The 19,104-nt window shown below is 42.7% G+C and carries 27 protein-coding genes; 5 read left to right on the top strand and 22 right to left on the bottom strand.

All coding sequences use genetic code 11. The annotated features are described in order from the left end of the window. Window positions 1–107: 107 nt before the first annotated feature. The 9 genes from JOC95_RS14435 to JOC95_RS14395 all read right to left on the bottom strand — a co-directional run bounded on the left by JOC95_RS14435 (window position 108) and on the right by JOC95_RS14395 (window position 6,283). The gene (locus JOC95_RS14435) at window positions 108–578 is read right to left on the bottom strand and encodes an NUDIX hydrolase (protein WP_204417722.1); all 471 of its coding nucleotides are present in this window, start codon (window positions 576–578) and stop codon (window positions 108–110) included. A 64-nt stretch (window positions 579–642) separates the two neighbouring features. Continuing rightward, the gene (locus JOC95_RS14430) at window positions 643–1,077 is read right to left on the bottom strand and encodes an NUDIX hydrolase (RefSeq protein ID WP_204417720.1); all 435 of its coding nucleotides are present in this window, start codon (window positions 1,075–1,077) and stop codon (window positions 643–645) included. A gap of 282 nt (window positions 1,078–1,359) precedes the next feature. Further along, entirely contained in the window at window positions 1,360–1,797 is a 438-nt protein-coding gene (locus tag JOC95_RS14425; protein WP_204417717.1) for a hypothetical protein, read from the bottom strand. Between the two features lie 475 nt (window positions 1,798–2,272). Beyond that, entirely contained in the window at window positions 2,273–2,668 is a 396-nt protein-coding gene (locus tag JOC95_RS14420) for a DUF3885 domain-containing protein (RefSeq protein ID WP_204417715.1), read from the bottom strand. 140 nt (window positions 2,669–2,808) lie between these two features. Further along, window positions 2,809–3,477, bottom strand: coding sequence for a DNA alkylation repair protein (locus JOC95_RS14415; protein WP_204417713.1), 669 nt, complete (start codon window positions 3,475–3,477; stop codon window positions 2,809–2,811). Window positions 3,478–3,561: 84 nt separating this feature from the next. Then, window positions 3,562–3,897, bottom strand: a complete 336-nt coding sequence (locus JOC95_RS14410) for a zinc ribbon domain-containing protein YjdM (RefSeq protein ID WP_204417711.1) — start codon at window positions 3,895–3,897, stop codon at window positions 3,562–3,564. Between the two features lie 115 nt (window positions 3,898–4,012). Further along, window positions 4,013–5,554 (bottom strand): ATP-binding protein, encoded by a 1,542-nt coding sequence (locus JOC95_RS14405; RefSeq protein ID WP_204417709.1) that lies wholly within the window; start codon window positions 5,552–5,554, stop codon window positions 4,013–4,015. Window positions 5,555–5,702: 148 nt separating this feature from the next. Continuing rightward, window positions 5,703–5,951 (bottom strand): DUF2552 family protein, encoded by a 249-nt coding sequence (locus tag JOC95_RS14400; RefSeq protein ID WP_204417707.1) that lies wholly within the window; start codon window positions 5,949–5,951, stop codon window positions 5,703–5,705. After that, complete coding sequence (locus JOC95_RS14395) at window positions 5,948–6,283, bottom strand: iron-sulfur cluster biosynthesis family protein (protein ID WP_204417705.1); 336 nt, start codon at window positions 6,281–6,283, stop codon at window positions 5,948–5,950. The genes JOC95_RS14400 and JOC95_RS14395 overlap by 4 nt, the downstream gene beginning before the upstream one ends. 167 nt (window positions 6,284–6,450) lie before the next feature. Between JOC95_RS14395 and JOC95_RS14390 the strand changes: the two genes are divergently transcribed. Further along, a complete protein-coding gene (locus tag JOC95_RS14390; RefSeq protein WP_204417703.1) occupies window positions 6,451–6,663 on the top strand; it encodes a CDGSH iron-sulfur domain-containing protein in 213 nt (70 codons plus the stop codon). Between the two features lie 40 nt (window positions 6,664–6,703). Here JOC95_RS14390 and JOC95_RS14385 read toward each other — a convergent pair whose 3' ends face one another. After that, window positions 6,704–7,543: an SPL family radical SAM protein gene (locus tag JOC95_RS14385; RefSeq protein ID WP_204417701.1), complete on the bottom strand. Its 840-nt coding sequence runs from the start codon at window positions 7,541–7,543 to the stop codon at window positions 6,704–6,706. Between the two features lie 95 nt (window positions 7,544–7,638). On the opposite strand from JOC95_RS14385, the gene JOC95_RS14380 reads away from it, so the two are divergent. After that, complete coding sequence (locus JOC95_RS14380) at window positions 7,639–7,878, top strand: HPr family phosphocarrier protein (protein ID WP_204417693.1); 240 nt, start codon at window positions 7,639–7,641, stop codon at window positions 7,876–7,878. An 86-nt stretch (window positions 7,879–7,964) separates the two neighbouring features. Here JOC95_RS14380 and JOC95_RS14375 read toward each other — a convergent pair whose 3' ends face one another. Further along, a complete protein-coding gene (locus tag JOC95_RS14375; RefSeq protein ID WP_204417691.1) occupies window positions 7,965–8,291 on the bottom strand; it encodes a YolD-like family protein in 327 nt (108 codons plus the stop codon). A 15-nt stretch (window positions 8,292–8,306) separates the two neighbouring features. Next, on the bottom strand, window positions 8,307–9,563 hold the full coding sequence (locus tag JOC95_RS14370) for a Y-family DNA polymerase (RefSeq protein ID WP_204417689.1): 1,257 nt from the start codon (window positions 9,561–9,563) through the stop codon (window positions 8,307–8,309). A gap of 180 nt (window positions 9,564–9,743) precedes the next feature. Here JOC95_RS14370 and JOC95_RS14365 point away from each other — a divergent pair, with 180 nt between their 5' ends. After that, complete coding sequence (locus JOC95_RS14365; protein ID WP_204417687.1) at window positions 9,744–9,938, top strand: YqzH family protein; 195 nt, start codon at window positions 9,744–9,746, stop codon at window positions 9,936–9,938. A gap of 20 nt (window positions 9,939–9,958) precedes the next feature. Here the strand turns inward: JOC95_RS14365 and JOC95_RS14360 are convergent, their stop codons facing one another. From JOC95_RS14360 to JOC95_RS14350, 3 genes are read right to left on the bottom strand one after another with little or no spacing between them, the layout of a single operon-like run. Then, entirely contained in the window at window positions 9,959–10,393 is a 435-nt protein-coding gene (locus tag JOC95_RS14360) for an NUDIX hydrolase (RefSeq protein ID WP_204417686.1), read from the bottom strand. A gap of 14 nt (window positions 10,394–10,407) precedes the next feature. Further along, entirely contained in the window at window positions 10,408–11,028 is a 621-nt protein-coding gene (locus JOC95_RS14355; RefSeq protein WP_204417685.1) for a class I SAM-dependent methyltransferase, read from the bottom strand. After that, window positions 10,997–11,635 carry a zinc dependent phospholipase C family protein gene (locus JOC95_RS14350; RefSeq protein WP_239582927.1) on the bottom strand — a complete coding sequence of 213 codons (639 nt, stop codon included), beginning with the start codon at window positions 11,633–11,635 and terminating at the stop codon, window positions 10,997–10,999. Before JOC95_RS14350 ends, JOC95_RS14355 begins: the two co-directional genes overlap by 32 nt. Window positions 11,636–11,842: 207 nt before the next feature. On the opposite strand from JOC95_RS14350, the gene JOC95_RS14345 reads away from it, so the two are divergent. Continuing rightward, window positions 11,843–12,040: a hypothetical protein gene (locus JOC95_RS14345; protein WP_204417684.1), complete on the top strand. Its 198-nt coding sequence runs from the start codon at window positions 11,843–11,845 to the stop codon at window positions 12,038–12,040. Window positions 12,041–12,161: 121 nt separating this feature from the next. Here JOC95_RS14345 and JOC95_RS14340 read toward each other — a convergent pair whose 3' ends face one another. The 4 genes from JOC95_RS14340 to JOC95_RS14325 all read right to left on the bottom strand — a co-directional run bounded on the left by JOC95_RS14340 (window position 12,162) and on the right by JOC95_RS14325 (window position 15,908). Beyond that, entirely contained in the window at window positions 12,162–13,847 is a 1,686-nt protein-coding gene (locus tag JOC95_RS14340) for a hypothetical protein (RefSeq protein ID WP_204417683.1), read from the bottom strand. A 99-nt stretch (window positions 13,848–13,946) separates the two neighbouring features. Then, window positions 13,947–14,360: an NUDIX hydrolase gene (locus JOC95_RS14335; RefSeq protein ID WP_204417682.1), complete on the bottom strand. Its 414-nt coding sequence runs from the start codon at window positions 14,358–14,360 to the stop codon at window positions 13,947–13,949. A 17-nt stretch (window positions 14,361–14,377) separates the two neighbouring features. Then, a complete protein-coding gene (locus tag JOC95_RS14330) occupies window positions 14,378–14,866 on the bottom strand; it encodes a DinB family protein (RefSeq protein ID WP_204417681.1) in 489 nt (162 codons plus the stop codon). 229 nt (window positions 14,867–15,095) lie between these two features. Further along, window positions 15,096–15,908, bottom strand: coding sequence for a DUF2935 domain-containing protein (locus JOC95_RS14325; RefSeq protein ID WP_204417679.1), 813 nt, complete (start codon window positions 15,906–15,908; stop codon window positions 15,096–15,098). Window positions 15,909–16,115: 207 nt separating this feature from the next. On the opposite strand from JOC95_RS14325, the gene JOC95_RS14320 reads away from it, so the two are divergent. Continuing rightward, window positions 16,116–16,592, top strand: a complete 477-nt coding sequence (locus tag JOC95_RS14320) for a hypothetical protein (protein WP_204417677.1) — start codon at window positions 16,116–16,118, stop codon at window positions 16,590–16,592. 26 nt (window positions 16,593–16,618) lie between these two features. Here JOC95_RS14320 and JOC95_RS14315 read toward each other — a convergent pair whose 3' ends face one another. Genes JOC95_RS14315 through JOC95_RS14305 form a run of 3 tightly spaced genes read right to left on the bottom strand, consistent with a single transcriptional unit; the run spans window position 16,619 to window position 19,007 of the window. Beyond that, entirely contained in the window at window positions 16,619–17,182 is a 564-nt protein-coding gene (locus JOC95_RS14315) for a DUF3221 domain-containing protein (RefSeq protein WP_204417675.1), read from the bottom strand. 53 nt (window positions 17,183–17,235) lie between these two features. Beyond that, complete coding sequence (locus JOC95_RS14310) at window positions 17,236–18,030, bottom strand: SDR family NAD(P)-dependent oxidoreductase (RefSeq protein WP_204417672.1); 795 nt, start codon at window positions 18,028–18,030, stop codon at window positions 17,236–17,238. Next, the gene (locus tag JOC95_RS14305) at window positions 18,030–19,007 is read right to left on the bottom strand and encodes an MBL fold metallo-hydrolase (RefSeq protein WP_204417670.1); all 978 of its coding nucleotides are present in this window, start codon (window positions 19,005–19,007) and stop codon (window positions 18,030–18,032) included. The genes JOC95_RS14310 and JOC95_RS14305 overlap by 1 nt, the downstream gene beginning before the upstream one ends. Window positions 19,008–19,104 lie beyond the last annotated feature (97 nt).

The raw sequence follows: 19,104 nt of genomic DNA, 5'->3' as shown, positions 1-19,104 counted from the left end.
AATAAGAGAGTTTTCATCTAACACCTCCATGGTCCACAATCGTGCCCTCTATGGAGCGATCAAGCTCAACCGGCAATTCTTCAGCAATTGCCCCATTAATTTAAAAATCAATTTAGGGAGATTGATTGAGATATTGTCTTCTTTAAGTCATCTATGATTGTTTGATTATTAGGAGTCATATTCGGTAAAGAATTCAGTTCAAAAAACTGCAAACTCTTAGTTTCCTTTTGATCTGCTATAGGTGTACCTTCAAATTTTTTACATATGTAAATAATGTTAACAAAATAGACTTCATCACCATTTGGATAAATATAATGTTGTGATTCTCCAGAATAAATATTAAAAAATTCTAGGTTCTGTAATCGTAAACCTGTCTCCTCAAATACTTCTCTTTTTACAGCATCTTCTACAGATTCTCCTACTTCTACTGCTCCTCCTGGATGAGACCAATTATGGTTATCCGTTCTATGCTGCAATAGAACACGGTTCTGTTCATCTAAGATTAGACAGCCTGCCACGCTTACAACGAGGGGCATAGTGCCAACTTTTTCACGTACCTTCATAATATAGTCAAGCATTTTCTCACTCCTATTCATGTAATCAACTGCTCAACTAAAGCTCCCAGTCAGTTAAAGAATTAACCTAAATTTCCTCTTTCAGTAATTCTGTTAACCCATTTGGGTAAAGCACCTTTTCCCCTGAAAAAATTTCTTCTTTAGAAATCCATTTTGCATAAGTAATTTTATTCCCTTCAGATACTGTAAAATATTCTTGCTGATATAAATTCGTATCTTTAAAATCAACTAAGTATATCTGTGTTATTTCGTGTCCTACTTTTTCGTCTATTTTAAATATATTTTCTATGCATGAAATATATCCTCTGACAACAACTTCAACGCCTAATTCTTCACTAAACTCTCTCACCAATGTCTCATTTGACCTTTCGCCGAATTCGATTGTACCGCCTATGGGGCGGTAATAAGAACCTATTCCTTTTGAGTGCTTTCCTTCCTGCTCTTCCAAAAGTATATAGTTGTCCTTCATAATTATTCCTAGTGTATTTGCTCTTGGATACATCAATTACCCTCCCCTGAAAATAACGCTATCTAGTAATTTCTAATGAGAGTATGAAAGTTTCTTCTTTCTCAAACCTCCCAGTTTGCTTAATTCCAATTATTTCATAATCTAAAAATCCCTTCAATAAGATATTTTCCATGGCCAATAAAATAAAAGAGCGCTGATCCTTGTTTACAGGATAGCGCCCTTTTCATGAAGACTTGAATTTGAGAGAACTTGTAATGTGATCTTCGATTAAAGTTCCTAGATTGCGGAAGAAAAAGCAAACTTGTGTTATGACTTTCAGTTCAATTTAGCGGCATTTTTAAGTGAAGCATCTAATATATCACTTATTTTATTGTAATCAAGTGACCAATAATAACCACTACTTTCGAACATAACGGTATTTTCCATAACCCAAAAGCTACCGCCATATATAACCTTATCATTTGTTCGAATTAAAAGTTCTTGATATCGTTTGGGTTTTTGTTGAGGAGGGTAATTAAAAGATTCAACTTTTGAATGTTTTTCCATTTTTGAAACATCCTCAGCAATTTCCATAACCAGTTTTTTATCTGTAATTTTATAAGAATGATTATCTGTTGAAACAATAACTTCTTTTATATCTTTGTTAGCAAGGTTAAATCCCCAAATTGACAAATGAGTTTGCTGATAAAAAACAAAAGTTCCAATTGTTATTAAAATAATAAATGCTAAAACACTCCATTTCTTTATAGACACCAATCCACCTCCTACTATATTCACTTTGAATTTAACTTATTAATAGTAATCTTATTCCACAATCCTGCCCGATTCTTAAGTAAAGAGCGCGAACTTTGCTGTAATCGCTTCCGTTAATCTAAATATATTTTTTCACACACTTAACCCATTTTCATTAAGGAGCTACTTCCAAATAGCCATATCATAGGGGTTAAAACCACGAGCAAAAATAAGCCAGTGAACATATACTTGATGTATTGTTTTCTATTTACGCCTTTTCTTAATTCCCATAGTCCCAATGTTATAAAATATAGTCCAACCAAAACCGAAACGATTGGAAGTACAATAATCAAACTACCCATTATGACATCTCCCTTTATAATCCTTCTTTAACTCTTCTACCCTACTGTTTATTACCAATTATTTCAAACTTTAGGCATATACTCAAGATATATTTTCCATAAAAAAGAAGCTTATCTTGTTGCAGATAAGCTCCCTATTGCAATGATTGTCTATTCTTAACATACTTTCGGTACACATTTAATGGCTTGCTTTGAAGGAAAGTATCTGCTTTGTGACAGTACACATTGGTGACTAATAAAATTTCATCATTTTCATCAAAAACCCTTTTAAATATATCCGTACTACGCTCATAAACTTGTATAAGATTAGCCTTTGCCTGAAAAGATAAATCAGGGTTGGAAATTTCAAAACGTATTCCATATCTCCAGGAATAAAATAATCCCGGCGCTAAAACGAGATCTTCAAAATGTTTTTTCATAAATTGCTCTAATTTATTCGAAAGGTCATACATGCTAATTCCCCAGTCGGTTTCAATTTTTATGCTATAATCTGGACCTAAAAGGCAAATTGAGCACCGATTCTTCTTCAAGAATGGCGCACTATATTGAAAATTGAAATTTCCTTCAAAGCAAAAAGGATCTGGAAGAGCTTACTTTCAGATCCTGTCCATATTGAGGCTTTATATTCCTTTAGCTTCACATCAAACTCTTATGAATTTTTCAGTAGTAACTAATTATTAATTCGCTTGTTAACTTCAATCGTAATGAACTCCGGCAAATAATTGGGAGTACATCCTTTTGATACCATTTCATCTTTGTAAAGACCCGTCTTCTCACCAATTTTAATACAACGTGCTCGATACTTTTCATCATAAACGCCTATCCAGCCTGCGGTAAAATTCATAGCCCATTGAACTTCCGGTTCTTCCTGCGTAATAGTAGCTTCAATTGCAGATAGTAACTCTGCGGTGTTATCAGGCGGTGTTTGTCCAGTCCATCTCAATCGCGCTTGAAAATACCAGAAAGCTCGCCTTTGAAGAGCAGAAGGACTATTTTCCCATGACTCCATCAATGCAATGTTCTTCTTGTCTTTAGTGAGCTGATTAGCCATTAACCAATCCATTAAGTTATTTCGCTCATCGAATGTGTGAGTCTGCATATCCTTATCGAGCTTATTTAGTAAATCTTGTGAAAGAAGTTTTTTGTCCATAATTAAGATTGCCAATAGTCTGGGCAAATACTCTCCGGTTGACCAAAGTTCCATAGCTAGTTCGTGATCTTTTTTAATGTCCTTGGCGATTTTTCGTAAGTCGCCGAGCTTAGTTTTACTATCAATCCGAGCTAGAATATTTTCTGCTTTTGATGAGCGTTTTATTTCTGTGCTTTTATTTTTATTCATTTGACACAACTCCTTATTAAAGCACTGGAATTAGCATACTATTTTCTTAATTAACTCTTAGTGTTTTTCTTCATCCAACTCCGCCTATACCTTCTTCACAAACTCCGATTTCAGCTTCATTGCCCCGAAGCCGTCGATTTTGCAGTCGATGTCATGATCTCCTTCGACGAGGCGGATGCTTTTTACTTTTGTTCCGATCTTCAAGACAGAAGAACTTCCTTTTACTTTCAGGTCCTTGATCACTGTAACGGAATCCCCGTCCTGGAGTACATTGCCGTTGGCGTCCCTTACCACTTTTTCCTCTTCGCTTGTATCCGCTTCGAGCGTCCACTCATGGGCACATTCGGGGCAGACCAGCATATTTCCATCCTCATATGTATATTCAGACCCGCAATTCGGGCAATTTGGCAATTTTGACACGTTTCTCTCTCCATTCTGCTTTTTCAGTAAAGCTTTATTTTCTATAGTGGCATAGTCACTTTTGAATGACAAGTTTACTAATCCCAAAAAAGATGCCCCATTCACTGGGACACCTTTATGTTTGCGGTAGAATGATATCCACTATCGCCCCGCCGCCTTGCTTATTATAAATGATCATCTCGCCATTATGAATGGTTTCCACTATCCGCTTGCAGACCATGATCCCAAGGCCGTTGCCATCTTCCTTAGTAGTAAGGAACGGTTGACCCGTTCTCTTTAGGATATGCTCAGGGAATCCGTCCCCATCATCCATAAAACGGATCAATATACTTTCAGGGTTGGGTGATTCGACCGTTATGTCAATCCTTCCATTGTGGCCGACTGCTTCCACACTGTTTTTTACCAGATTGATGAATACCTGCTTAAGCTGATTAGCATCACAATAGATAGGCTCAATATCTTTAAAACTATGGGTGATTTCGATATTTTTGCTTATGGCGAAGCTTGATAAGAGCACCCCGATTTCTTTAACAAGCTCACGGACATCATACCAGTCCTTCGCTTGTACTGTCGGTCTCGACAGTACAAGAAATTCGTTTGTAATCTGGTCAATCCTCTCAATCTCATTAAGCATGATGGCCGGATATGTATCGTTGTACCTATTTTCCTGAACAAGCTGTACGAAGCCCTTTAATGTGGTGAGCGGATTTTTTATCTCATGCGCCACTCCCGCTGCCAAATGTCCGATGATGGAGAGTTTTTCGGCATTTTGGATATAGGACTCCGTCTTTTTATATTCCGTGATATCATGGAGCTGTATCAGGGTCCCTTCCTGAAATGGGAAAAAGTTAACAAGGCAGGTTCTATTTTCTGCATCATTCTGGAGGATAACCTTGTAATCTTGTATTTCCTCTCCATTTTTTTCGTATCGTTCATGAACCTCCCCTAGCTGCTCCATCTCACTGATGGAATGAGGTATCTTGTCCAGGATCGCTTGCGCTTTTGGATTTACTTTTACTATATTTCCACTTTCATCAAGGACGATGTACCCGGTCTTGGATTGTTCAAGAATCATCTGGTTCATTTCATCAAGATAGCGGTTCCGTTCGCGCAGGTCCAATTCCCGCTCAATCGAATCCACCACGGTTTCCAACGAGGCCATGATCATCGGATTCGCTACATGCAGGAATGTCATCATGGAAATCGTGCCGATCACTTTTTCCTGAAGAAACAACGGGACACTGTAGCAGGCTGTCAGATGGAGAAAATGATAGAAGTGATCATCCCCGATCATCTGGACCGGCATCTTAAGCTCCAGCGCTGCAAGAATGGAATTTACCCCAGCCTTCTCTTCCGTAAACCTGACCCCCTTTTGCAGTCCGATTTGATTGACTACCGTATCCTCGAGACTTTCATCTCCCATATATTCAATAATATTCCCTTTATCATCTGTCACAGCAACCAATAAGGGAATTCCCTTGCTCTTATCTAAAAATTTATCCATAAACAATCTGATAATATGTAATCTTTCTTTATATTCACCTTGTATTCTAGCAAGCTCCTCATTGGATAACCTTGTAAAGGCAGGAATTACATTTGGATCTAACTTATACTCAAGGCATCTAGTTCTCACCTCTGCTATATAATTATCCAACATGCTTATCAACCCTTTTGACTTTAGTTTATTTTATACGTAAAAAGTATACCTTAGTGTGTCTGTATGTGCACGAAGTTCTTTATTTGTTCCCGGATATACAAAAAAGCCAAAGATTTAATCTCTGGCTCGTTTCACATCATTCTTTTCATTAACCCAGTACATCTGTGATGCCATCCATATTTGCCGCTATCCACTCGACGGCAACATCCAAGCTCGCAAATTCCTGCACTTCAAATGTCACTTCGTCCTGCAGAAGCCATACATCCTTATCTTCATGATTGATGCCGCCTATCGACCAGTGCAGCAGGCTGTACGGGTGATTGTTGTTCAGGAAGGATGCCCATGTCTTGGATTGGGCGGCATTCTTCAAGGAGTTGATTTTGCCTTCGACACTCATTTCGTTCCCCCCACTACGAGTAGTGACATGCGTGGGTTCAAAATCTGGCTTGGACACTTCAGCATGTATGTATTTGCACTCTCTACGAAATCGACTGTCATATCCTCATCGAAGAAAAGCAGCTTTGACTTTTCCATCAACAACGGACCGATATTGGTCTCCAATGCGACATCGTCGTCCTCTTTCTCCGGTGTGATCCATAATGCGGAGACTCCGCTGACAACACAGCCACATCCATCTGTATCATATTTAAGCTTCAACCATTTGCCTTCCTGGTTTTCAAGCTTTGCTTTTACTCTTTCTGCTGCTCTTTCAGTAAACGTCACTTTCACGTTTCATGCCTCCAACTGTTTCAATGTTAGCATGATTGTACCATATTTCCACGGATTGTATAACTAGAAGGCATTTGGAAAGGATGGTAGGGGTACAAGTTCTTGTTGTCAAATTGGGTAATTGTAGGTACGATACTAATATGTGAATATGAAGGAGGGTTTTACCAATGTCAAAAGTGACGATCAAAGTACTGGATAACGGAGGCTTCCGTGTAACAGGAGATGTGGAGCTAATTGATGCAGAAGGAAACAAGTTCCCGGACAAGCCGGCATTTACACTTTGCCGCTGCGGCCTTTCCAAGAAGCTTCCGTATTGCGATGCTTCCCATAAAGGGAATTTCGAGTCCTGTGTGCGGGCTGAGCAAGTATTGAACGACTGATACGGTTCAGCCTATCAGGTACATAAAAGAGTATGGGCCTTTACGGTTCCATACTCTTTTTTGGTGGCATGAACCCTTCTGGACTAAGGATCAGCTTCTCGGGTGGAAACACCTCATTCAGCTTTTCCCAGACGCGCCTCTGAACATTTCCTTTATACCACTCTTCCTTCTCCGATCCATCAAACCGCTCATCGATTTTCAACCGATCTGTCCGCTTGCCACCGCTTCCATCTCCTGTAAAATCATCCACACAAATACGGTTCACAAGTCCTCTTAGCTTTTCTGGGAACTTATCCGAAAATGGCAAGGCCGGGGCTACGGCTGCCTGTACTGGAATGCCTGCATCCCCTAACTCCTTTAACGCCTTCAACCTGGCGGGAATGGGCGGTGCTGCGGGGGAAAAGCGTTTCCGCACTTCCTCGAGATCGGTTTCCACGGTAATGCTGACCATCACTTTGTCCCCAAGCTTTTCAAACAAATCAATATCCCTTGACACCATGGGACTTCTTGTCTGCACGAACAGAAAGTCAGGCGGGATTTCCGTCATCACTTCAAGTAAGGTTCGTGTAATCTGCTCCTTGTGCTCGATTGGCTGATATGGATCTGTGCTCGATGACATGAAGATGACAACCTGCTTTCCTTTTTTCCGAAGCAGCAGCAACTCCTTCCTCAGCTTTTCTGCCACCCCTTTTTTTACATCCACCCAGGTCCCCCACTCCTGTTTCCGGAACAATCCGACCGGACTCTGCCTGACGTAGCAATAGGAGCAGCCGAAGGCACAGCCGATATATGGATTCAATGAATGGGTATAGCCCTCGAGAAATCCGCTTGTCGGAGTGAGGATTTTTTGCGGTGTCTTTTCTGTCACATCTATTTTCATGTTCTCACTCCCGATCGATATCAATATTTTTCTCTTGTTGTTTCCAACTTTTTCTTTATACTAATAAGTATTACAGTCCAAAGGGGAAGATATAAATGAAACTTAAAGTGTTAAAACCCATTTTTGCGGAATCCGCCAGCAGCCTTGTCAATACGACTAGCTCTTACCCTGGCACGGTACTATTCAAAAAGGAGCATTGGGTAGTGGATGCGAAAAGCCTGCTTGGTGTGCTTGCTCTTGCGCTTCAGCCCGGCCAAGAGGTCGAAGTCACTTCCGATGAGGGTGACGACGTGTTTGCAGCGATTTTGGAGCTTGGCTATTTCGAACAGGTATAATATAGGAATAAGTCAGACACATCCTCGTGCAGTCTGACCATCCTTCATCGGCGTCCTTCCCCTTCATTGGGAAGGATGTTCGTTTTTTAGGAGATATCCAAAATATTGTCCAGGATCAGATAGCTTGCCTCACCAAACTTATCCACTACATGCAAACGGCGCTGATGGGCATCCAGATGATGCACCGCTCCTACGAATAGATGGTATCTTCTCTTTTCATAATAGGTGATGGTTACTTCCTTACCCGTTTCCATCGCTTCGCAAAACAGTTCATTCATTTCTTCGAGCCGCTGTTCATCGAGTTCCGGTTTTGTTTCATATAGATCTTCCTTCGTCCAGTCCCGCAGCAGCTTTACATGCTCCGGCAGCATCATGGACGTCCATTTGATGGTTCCTCTATCTCGTATTGCCATTCTTTTGCACCTCCTCTATGCTTTATGTCCGCCAACTAATCGGCTGCGATGCTTCGCCGTTCCTGCATTTGTATAAGAGACCGCCCGGAGCAAGGCATTCGATCCATGCTTTCCGCGAATGCGATCCATCACATATCCAAGCTGCCTTTTCTTTGGCCGCTCGAGTTCGAACAGGCTGAGCTGCATCTCGCTGTCGTCGATGATGTTGGAGATGGAGACGGCTATTTTCCTTACCGTCTTATGCTCGTAATTTTCTTCGAATAATTCCAAGCAGGTGTTGTAAAGATCCATCGTGATATTGGTTGCCCGCTCCATCGTCCGGGAACGATAGAAGCCTCCACCAAGTTCGTCGCGGCTGTAACCGATGCCAAGGCTGATCGTCCGACCGGCTTTCCGGTGATGACGCGTCCTTCTTGCCACCTCCTCGCAAATTTCAAGAAGGACATGCTTCACTTCCTCCGGGTCGGTATAGTCGCGCATCAGGATCTGGCTTTTCCCAAAGCTGATCTGCCCTTGGATGATGGGCGCGCCGAGCTCTGACAGATCGATGCCCCATGCATGATGATAAAGCTGATTGCCCATGATTCCGAATTTCTTCTCCAGCAGCTCGAGCGGATAATTCGCAAGCTGTCCGACGTTGAAAATCCCCATCCGGTTGAGTGTTTTTTCCACCTTTGATCCGATCCCCCACATTTCACGCAAGGGCGAAAGGGGCCATAGCTTCGTTTTAACATCCTCATAGGTCCATTCGGCAATGCCCTTCTTTTTCGCTTCAAGATCCAGGCAGAGTTTGGACATCAGCATATTCGGTCCGATCCCGATGGCACATGGCAGCTGAAATTCCCGCTCCATGTCTTCTTTTATTTTCTGTGCAATGATGGTGGCATCCCCCCAAAGGCCTTCCACTCCGTCCACCTGCAGAAAGCTCTCATCGACACTGTACGTGTGGATTGCATCCTTTGGGACGTAGCGGTTAAAAAGACGGGTTATTTCGGTGGAGATGCGGAGATAGGTCGCCATCTGCGGATTGACGACATGAATGCGCGGATCATTGGGTATCTCGAATCTTCGCGAGCCTGTTTTGATTCTGAATTCCTTTTTCAGCATCGGGGAAGCCGCAAGCACGACACTCCCCTGCCTTTCTGTATCCCCGACCACCGCCAAATAGCAGGAAAGCGGGTCAAGCCCCATCATGACAGCCGAGCAGCTGGCATAGAAGCTTTTCATATCTACGCAAAGAATCTTGTTGTTTGGCATCTGGCTGTAATCCATTTTAGGGTCACACCTCTCTAAAATAGAATATACGTTCGCATTAGTAGTATATACCCAATAATAAGCGAATATACGTTCGGTTTCAATGGTAAATTCCAGTACTTTTTCCGACATTTTTCGACGACAGGCTCTTATCTTAAGCACAAATCCTTTATACTAAAGGAATAATGGGGTGAAAACGTGGAAAATAAATTATTGCGCAAGATGATCAGAAATTGTTTCATTCAGTACCAGCATGACCTAGAATCGGTGCCGCTGAGTGAAGAGGATTATATAAGGATGACAGCTGAAATTACGGAGATTTTACGGACGGATGACGCTTCTGATGTATTTGAAATCGTCAATGATGTGGTGTATGAATATTTGAGCCAGTAAAAAAGCTTGAGACGGGAGCCTCAAGCTTTGACTTTTATGACAGCCTCGGCTGCCTTTATGCTATCGATCAACCAGACAGGGGCATCCGGGTGCATGATGACCTCCTCTGAGGTGAGCCAGTATACCGCCTCCACCTCATCCGGGCTTTTGATAAAAGCCTCTTCCGCATCCAACAGCTCGCAAAGATACACGATATCAATCACTTCGCTGCCATCGTCCAGTATGAAGGAGGTGTTTCTCACATAGATCATCTCGTCCTTCACCTTTACCCCGACCTCTTCAAAAAGTTCCCTTTGGACGGTTCTCTCCAGGATGTTGGCAGAGAAGCCTTCCGGATCGACCGTACCACCGACAAGTGACAGCAATCCTCCCGCATGGCCTTCCTTTTTGCTCCTTTCTATCACCAGCCACTTTCCATCCCGGAATATCGCGCCTTCCACATTCACATGAAACATGTGACCCTCTCCCTTCAAACTTCTTTTTTCATCAGTATTTTCCGGTACATCCCGTTCATCATCATGGGTTTGTCGTCTACAATCTTCAAGCTCCTGCTATACTTTTTGTACAGTTTTTCAAAACTCAAGCCGATATCCGTTCCAAGCAGTTGAACGAACGGCCTGATGACTCGTTTGCCAAACGCGAGCTTTCTTTGTTTGGGGGCAAACTTGTCAAACACAATCAGGCTGCCATTCTGCTTTAGGACCCGCTCCATCTCTTGAAAGCATTTTTCCGCATCAGGCACTACAGAGAGAATGAGGCTCGCAACAACATAGTCAAAGGAATGACTAGGAAATATCATGTTCTGTGCATCCATCTCCAAAAATTCAATGCGGGAATTTTTGAACTTAGATTTCGCCTTCTCCAGCATATCCGGAGAAAAGTCAATGGCCTTGATATCCAGATTTGCATGGGGAATCAGTTCCAGATCCGCTCCAGTACCCACACCAACAAACAAAATCTTTTGACACTTTTCAAAAGGGAGCTCCTGAAAGATTTCCTTGCGTGCCTGCAGGAAAGAACCCGAGTTGAAGAACTTATCATACACAGGCGCCCAGATTTTATATATTACTTTGTTCCAAGGATTGTTCATTGTTCCCCACACTCCCGAATGCCTTGTTAATATGTATGATTCCTTTATCCACCGACGTTTCCACATACCCGACTATCTGCTCAAGGGTGAAAACCTTCAACGGTGCTTGAAGGTCATCGGATGGATACTGCATATCGCCTTTTACATAAGGCAGGAAATCGAGCAAGGCCTTTATGGTCACTTCCTCTAGATCAACCATTGCGGCAGGAGGTTGTTCCATTTCCTTCAACACTTCTACATCCAGTCCGTAATAATCCAACAGCTTCGCATTCAGCAGGCCAAAGTCCTCATGATAAAGCCTGAGGATATCCGGATCATGTTCCATCCTGTTTTTCAGCCATGGCAGGTAAAACCCCTTCAGCCACAGGTCATCCGCGATTAGATGGGTGTAGTAGCCGAGAATATAATCATGCTGCGGCAGCGTACGATATTTATCCAGAAATCCGTTGTAATCGATTATCCTGGAATAGTCCTGGACATCTCCCGAGTAGAAGTGGGAAAGATCCTTGGGGGATACGGCATCCGCTGCGATGCCACCTAAAAGGAAAGCAGACCTGTTCAGATCGGGGAATTTTTCAGCGATTCTATTGGCAATGATGAGGTGCATGATTCGAGAGCCTATGTTGCCCACCCTTTCATTAATGGGATAATTATGAAAATTATAACATTTTTTGAATAGTTGGGGAAAAATAAAAAAAATGAAATGATGAGAAATCTCAAAAATGGAATAATTATGGTACTATTTAAATAAATGGTATTCAGTTGATAATCAGAAATGTGACCGAAAAAATATTACATAAAGGGGAGAGAATTTTTGGAGAAAGAAAGATTAGCAGCAGTTTATATGTTATGGGCACTGATAGTCATAATCGAGTTATGGTGGTTACATAGCGTATCTATCGGAACAAACGACACTGCCTCCCATACATTTGCGGTGACAGTAATTGCCGCTACTCTTGTAATGGGTGCAGTAGGGTTAAATTTGCTTGGAAAATCAAAGGGGCAAAAATAGTGTAATTTGGATTTCCATTACATATTTCTAAATACCATTACCCGATATTAATTAAATAATGTAAACGCAGGGTTTCCAAAACCCTGCGTTTTCTGATTCAAAAATGGTCGTAGTTTTTCTACTACTCTTCAATGAACGGCCTCTCACGCAAATGCTGTGTCTGCTCTCTCAATACATAAGAAAAGTGGTCATAATTGACCCATTTCAATGGAACTTGTAGCTGCAGCGCATTTTCTTTATTGAAGATCTCGATTTGCTTCTTGTTGTATTTCACCTTTTTTATATCCTGAATGCGGATCACTTTCGAGTCTTTTCCTTTATTTATAATCAGTTCCTGTCCCACGATGCTAATCTTGCTGCGTTTGATTTTCCACATTTCATAGGCGGTCAGAAGCAGACCAAGCGCAGTAAATCCGATGGAGATGTATACCTCATCATCCACCCCGTTTAACAGCACCCTCACCCAATGCGAAATAAGGATCGCGTAGAAGAACCACAAGCCTTTTGACAATTTCGGGGCACTTTCATAATGGATTTCTTCATGGTATTTCTGACTCATCTCTTCCCGTCTTGAAAAGAAATCCTGCTTATGCCCCTCTAGGGATTTGGAATCGAGCTCCACGAAATCCGTATATGTCCCTTCCCAGACATGCGCAGTATCATCCCCGTCCTCTAGAGAATAGCCGCCGACCCAAGCCACATAGTCGGTGCCGGACTCCTTGAAGCTCATCAGATAATAGCGCACAGGCTGTTTGTATTGATTTTCAGTTTCTATCGTATCCTGCATATGGATCTCTTCGGGAAATTTGTTCATCAGACTTCCTTCTTCATCCCTCAGGTAGACAAGATAGGTGAAGAGTTTAGCTTTTGCCAATAGGGGCTGCTTCTTTTCCTTGATTGGATAAAGGTGTTCCTTGTTACTGGATTTCAGATCCCAATAGAGGCCTTCCGCACTTTCAAGATTGCTTGCAAGTTCATCCAGAAGGTCCTTTTCGACTTCAATATTCTTTTCGATACATACATGAAGCACCCTGGCGCGGATGACAGGGTCCCTGAAATTCAGCGCTTCCCTTAAATACACTTCCGCTTCTTTAGAGTAATAATAATTCATCAGACCGATCAGCATGCTCATATGGTAACGGAGGGTAAAATAGCTTTCCTTCCAAGACGTGTAAACAAATTTCGCATGATAATCCTTGTCGTAGGTGAGGTACTCATCCCTCAGTTTTTCATAATCGGCGTGAAGCAATGGAAGGACTTCTTCTTTCCTGTAGCCCCATTCCAGGTCGGATTCATTGATGGCAGAGATAAATTCATACATCGAAAATTTATAATGAGGAGAATGAATCTTTTCAAAAGTGCGCTCCACTACATCCCGCACAAAGACTGGATATCGGGTGAGCTGATCAACAGGAAGCTGGACATCCTCGCTTTTCATCAATGCAACAAGCTTTTCTTCCATTTCATAAAATAGTTCCTCATCCTCGGTCGCTAAAAATAATTCCATCACCCTCACTTTTGCATCCGAGGGGAGACGGTCAAAATACTTCAATAATTGTTCCAGCACCTCAGGCATCGGATAATCACACAAGAAGTCGATCAGATAATAGGAAGGGTTGTCCCACCCATCCACAGGCTCTGGAAAAGTGCCGGCGGCAAGGCCCACCATTTCCTTCAACAGGTCGACCCTGACTTCCAGGTCTTTTTCCATCTTGCATTCATACAGTGTCCCAAGTGCTTCAAAACGCTTCCCAGGATCATCGCTCTTCAGGCGTTTCATCATACTTCTTATCTTCAATTCGTTCATGTCTTCACCTTTTTATATAGAAATTTTCAAGTTTTCGACTAATTTTAAAAGACAAAAAATAAAATCACATCATTCTTTTGACCTATACAGAAAACTTATTCAACTTGGCAACATGCATCCCATTAAATCAAGCAAGTAATGCCTATCTTCCGGAAAAGAAAGCTTCAACCCCTTCACTTCCTCTGCACTTTTCCAGGCAATTTCATGGATAAGATTGTCCGGGTCCTGGATCTGCTGTTTTCCCCCGACCACTTTCACTTCAAAATAATGGACCTCCACGTCGATTCCGTATGTAGTTCCTTCCTTGATCTTTAATCGGGCAATCACTTCCACTTCATACCCCGTTTCTTCCCTTAACTCCCTCACACAGCACGCTTCAAAGCTTTCCTTTTTCTCCAATCCGCCAGATGGCACCGTCCATACCTTCTCTTCGCCGGGCTTCCCTTGCAGGACCATCAGAATCTCCTTATGTTCATTGATGCAGATTCCTGCTGAACCGTACCATTTTTGCATGGTGCACCTCTCTTCTATCATTTTTTTGAATGATGAGATCCAAGTCCTCTCCCAATAAGGTTTGCGGAGACCGGCTTAAGCCCCAATTCCCTTGACCATACAGAAAGCTGGCCGATGTGATGTATTTCATGTGCAATGATATGTCTCATCACTTCGCCCCAAGTAAATACCGTAACACTGCCATCCTCCTCAGGAAGGTGTAGTAGCTTATTTTCCATATCGTTGTCCCATTTCTCCACAAATTGCTGCACTTCCAGGCGAAAGGAAGCATCCAATTCACGTACCCGCTCCAAACTGTTGTAGCTCTCAAACCTTTCCATAAAGTCGGGTTTCCCCTGTAAAATCCTGATCCAACTCCATTCCACATCAGCATTATGAAAAAGGGTATGCAGAATACCACCCATTCCACCAGTCCGCTTCTTCAACAACTCAGCTTCCTCCACTTCCTCACACCAGCGGTACCACTCTTCCCGAACCATCCAGTTGTATTTGAACAACATTTCCAAGCTCATCCCTCCAAAATAATGCATAAAGACTATATTCCGTAAATATGGAAAAATCCCTTTTTATTTGTGGTTGTTTTCTCCAGATGGTGGTTGGGCATCAACTTGGGGTAGTTTGGCACGAACTCGGGTGACTTTGGCACGAACTTTCCACTTTTCCGCACGAACTCTATTGAACCGAGGAAACAAAAAGACACTTCCTTTGGAGGAAGTGCCTCATTGCAGGTGATTTTTAATAGGAGACCCTTTTCAATGAGCATTTACCCGCTTCACCCTGCAGCTCTGGCGCATAATAGCTGAGCTTTTTGATGAAATAGCACGTTTCCGGGAAATGATGCTCTAGAAATCTTAAGGTGGAGTCGTTGAGGAGTTTGTTTTCCTTGAATTTATGGACCATGGTGGAAATGTATCGGCACATCTCCAAGGTCGTTCTCCCTACTTCGTTTGCGAATTCCCGCTGTCTTGCAAAACCCGGCTCCTTGAAGCGAAGATATCCTTTCAATATCCGGTTTTGTACCAAGAACCCCTGATACAGACCAATATATACCTCCGATTGTCTTCTGGCTGCAAGTTCAATCGGATCAAGCAAATCCTCAAAAAGCAATGCATGACCAAGTTGGTCTTCTAGCCACAGATCCATCAGATTCACAAGGGGAAGCGGCACAGGTTCTTTTCCTTGCACGAGATGGCTTAGAATCCGCAAATACTCCTGGTTTTCCGCGAGTGTCCCATTAAGATAGGTAGGCGATAAATTCAGATTCACCTTGTTATCGATCCGCAGCGACTGCAGCTTCCCCTCGAATTCGAAATACCCCTTCGCAACCGGCCATACCCTCTGGGAAAAATACATCATGTTCTCATCCGAATGATTTGAGGTCCGGGGAATATTTTCTAACATTTTGTTCAGTTCACCGAACCAATTGATATATGCTTCGGCAGTTTTCACATACTCGATTTCCGTAGGTGAAAGGTGCTCTCGAATAAAATAAGCATGATCCTGAAGGATTCCGAGCCAAAAAAGATGCTCTTCCCATATCGAAATCATTTCGCCCCCTCCTTTCTGTCTTCTATATATTTACGACATGAAATTGGAAGTAGAAATGATTTAACGCAATTTATTAAAATTACAAGCACATAACTTGATGATGATTAGGAAAAATATACTTATCATGATGCAAAGTGTTCACGAGTCATAATTCCCTTAAAATAACACATCCTAACTAAAAACCAATCTTGAAAAGGAGGAAAACAGTTGCAATTGAAAAAACATCCAATATTAGTGTTATGGACCATGGTGTTTGTTTCCTTGCTCACACTTCCTTTTCTCGGACGGGAACATATTAAGCGCTTTTTACCTGCTACCATTTTTATGTCTATCGTCATCGCTCTTGAGAGTATCCTTGCGGAAAAGCTGAAATGGTGGAAGATCTACAAGAAAATCCCTCCCTATTTCGTCAATGAATTTGCTTTTATAGTGGGTCCGTTCTTTGCCGGGTCATTATGGATTCTCCGACTGACCTATGGAAGGTTCGGATTGTATTTTTTATTAAACCTTGTAGTGGATGCCTTGTTCGTTTATCCATTTTACTTCTGGTTCCGGAACCTTGGCATCTTTGCCTTGAAAAAAATGAATAATATTCAGCTATATTTACTTTTCCTGATAAAAGCCCTGCTCATGTACGGGTTTCAGTCCTTATGGGAAAAAAAAATCAAAAACGGCTCGCATTAGTCAAAAATGCGAGCCGTTTCTCATGCTTATAATTGTACTTCCACTTCAACAGGTTCGCTGTCCTCCAATAGATTCTTGAGTGTAACCTTGTAGTGGGATTCTTTTATCTCCTCGACAGCTTCCACAAGCCAAGGATCCCCTGCTTTAACGTCACCTAACGCTTTTTCTATGGCTGCCTGTTCACGACCGTCCTGACCGGCATCCACCACCACTTTCAAGGCCCCGGACTGTGCCGGGAAGGATTCGGCTACAATCCCGGTATTCCAGACGGTAACCTTCATGCCAATCTTTAAATCAGCTGCGTCCATTGCCTTTCCATCTGTATCTGACACTTTTGTGCTCTCCTCCAAGGTGTACATCGTGGCGGACACACCGGAGCTGTTTGCTTGAGAACCTGTCACGAGGATACGGATGTTCCCTTCATTCGAAATGGAAATGATATGACCGGTCAGATCCTCCACCGCCTCCTCATCTTCCATATTGTCGGTTGGCGGGGCATTGCCCGATCCTGTGCTGTTATCCTCATCGGCCGTCCCGCATCCGAACAAAAGAAAAAAGCAACCTAACAGTGCAAAAAATTTCAACTTCATCTTTTTCACCTCTTTTTCCTATTTGACGAATTGTCCGAAAAAAGGTTACAAGACTACTTTTGACGAAACGCTTTGCCGGCAAATTTCTCCACAAGCCCAGGGAACATCTGATAAAGCTTGCTCCCCATATTCATCCACCCAGGTAGATTGATTTCGCGCTTATTGGTGAACATGGCATCCGCAATCTTTTTTGCCACCATGTCAGGATCGAGCATCCACTTATCGACTTTTTTCTTGTAGTGCCCCGATGTATCGGCAATGTCAAAGAAATTGGTGCGGATCGGACCCGGATTTACGGCAGTGACATGGATGCCTGTATCATGCAGTTCCATCCTCAAGCTGTTGGTGAAGCCAAGGACCGCATGCTTTGTCGCAGAGTATACACTGGATTTTGGCGTGGCCAGTTTCCCTGCCTGGGATGCAATGTTGATGATATGGCCGCTGTTTTGATCCAGCATCCTAGGTAATACCTTTTTCGTGCAGGCAATCAAACCGAAGACATTCACTTCGAACATTTCGCTCATATCGTCGAGAGACAATGCATGCACCTCATCAAAGATCCCAAAACCAGCATTGTTTACCAACACATCTATGGCAGGGATTTGCTCAAGCATTTTTTCAAAAACAGTTTCCACGTCCTCTCTGCTCCGGACATCCAGACGGAAAAAAGGCGCCGAAATTCGGGTATTCATTTTAATTTCATTCGCAGCCTGCTCCAATTTATCCAAGGAACGTGCCAGAAGCACAGGTGTGGCCCCGCGTTTGGCCACCTCGAGGGCAAGGGCTTTTCCGATTCCACCTGACGCACCTGTAATGACAATATATTTACCCTTCACTTCTGCCATCATTACACCTCTTCCTTCACTTGATATCGGTACGGAAGGGAAGTGGCATCCACCTCTATCCGTTTCTTATCCATCAGATAATCAATTTGACCCAATGTTTCCGATAACGTCAACAACAGCTGTTTTTCGAACACTTTCGGAAAAAGGTGCTGACAGATCTCATAGGCTGTTGCAGGCTTTTCTTTTACAAAAGCCTCTACCTTTGCTGCGCGCTTTTCCTGCTGATGCAAACGCTCCTCCAAAAGTTGTTGCACGTTCTGTACAATTTCACCGTGCCCGGGAAGCACACGTTTTATCGGTAATTTCATCATTTTATTGATGGATGCCACGTAATCGAGCATCGATTTTCTCCGTTCACCCTCACCCAAGTATGGCGGCTCGACCAATGGATTCGGGGAGATATGCGCAAGAATCAAGTCTCCCCCGATCATGGTCCCGCTATTTTCGTCAAAAAGCACCAAATGACTACTCGCGTGACCCGGGGTCTCATAAATTCGCCAGTCGGAAAGTCCCTCCAACCTGTCCCCTTCTTTCACAAAAGATGTCAATCCTCTATGGCAGGAAAAACGCAACGGCTTATCCATGCCCCCGAGAAGGGAATAAAACCGCTCCTCCACTCCCATTTGGGCAAATAATTCTCTATAGTAAGGTTCGTGTGTAGTGAAAAAACGTTGATCCTGCGTCATCCAAGGATGGGCTCTCTCGTGACCATAAACGGGGATATTGGCAGGAAGATAATCCAGCAGCCCGACGTGATCTGGATGATGATGCGTAATCAGGACTTGATCGATATCCAGCACCTTGAGTCCATGTTTTTTAAGCTCAGCCTGAAAGATCTCCCACGCTTCCATCGTTCTTACCCCGGCATCGACCAGGGTAACTTTATCAGTGATAATGATATAAGTATGTACATCTCCAACAGCAAAAGGAGTCGGTATGGTGATCTGTTTTATTTCTTGCTTACAAGAAAGCTGATTCATGATAATCCCCTTTTAATTTATTCCTGTCTATGTAAAGGTGGTTCACTAAAATTATAACAAAATAATGCATTATCATCATAACTGAATACCTATTCAT

It is taken from the genome of Sutcliffiella tianshenii (assembly GCF_016908565.1).
GTDB classification, from domain to species: Bacteria; Bacillota; Bacilli; order Bacillales; family Bacillaceae_I; genus Sutcliffiella_A; species Sutcliffiella_A tianshenii.
This window is presented reverse-complemented; position numbering and strand designations above follow the sequence as displayed.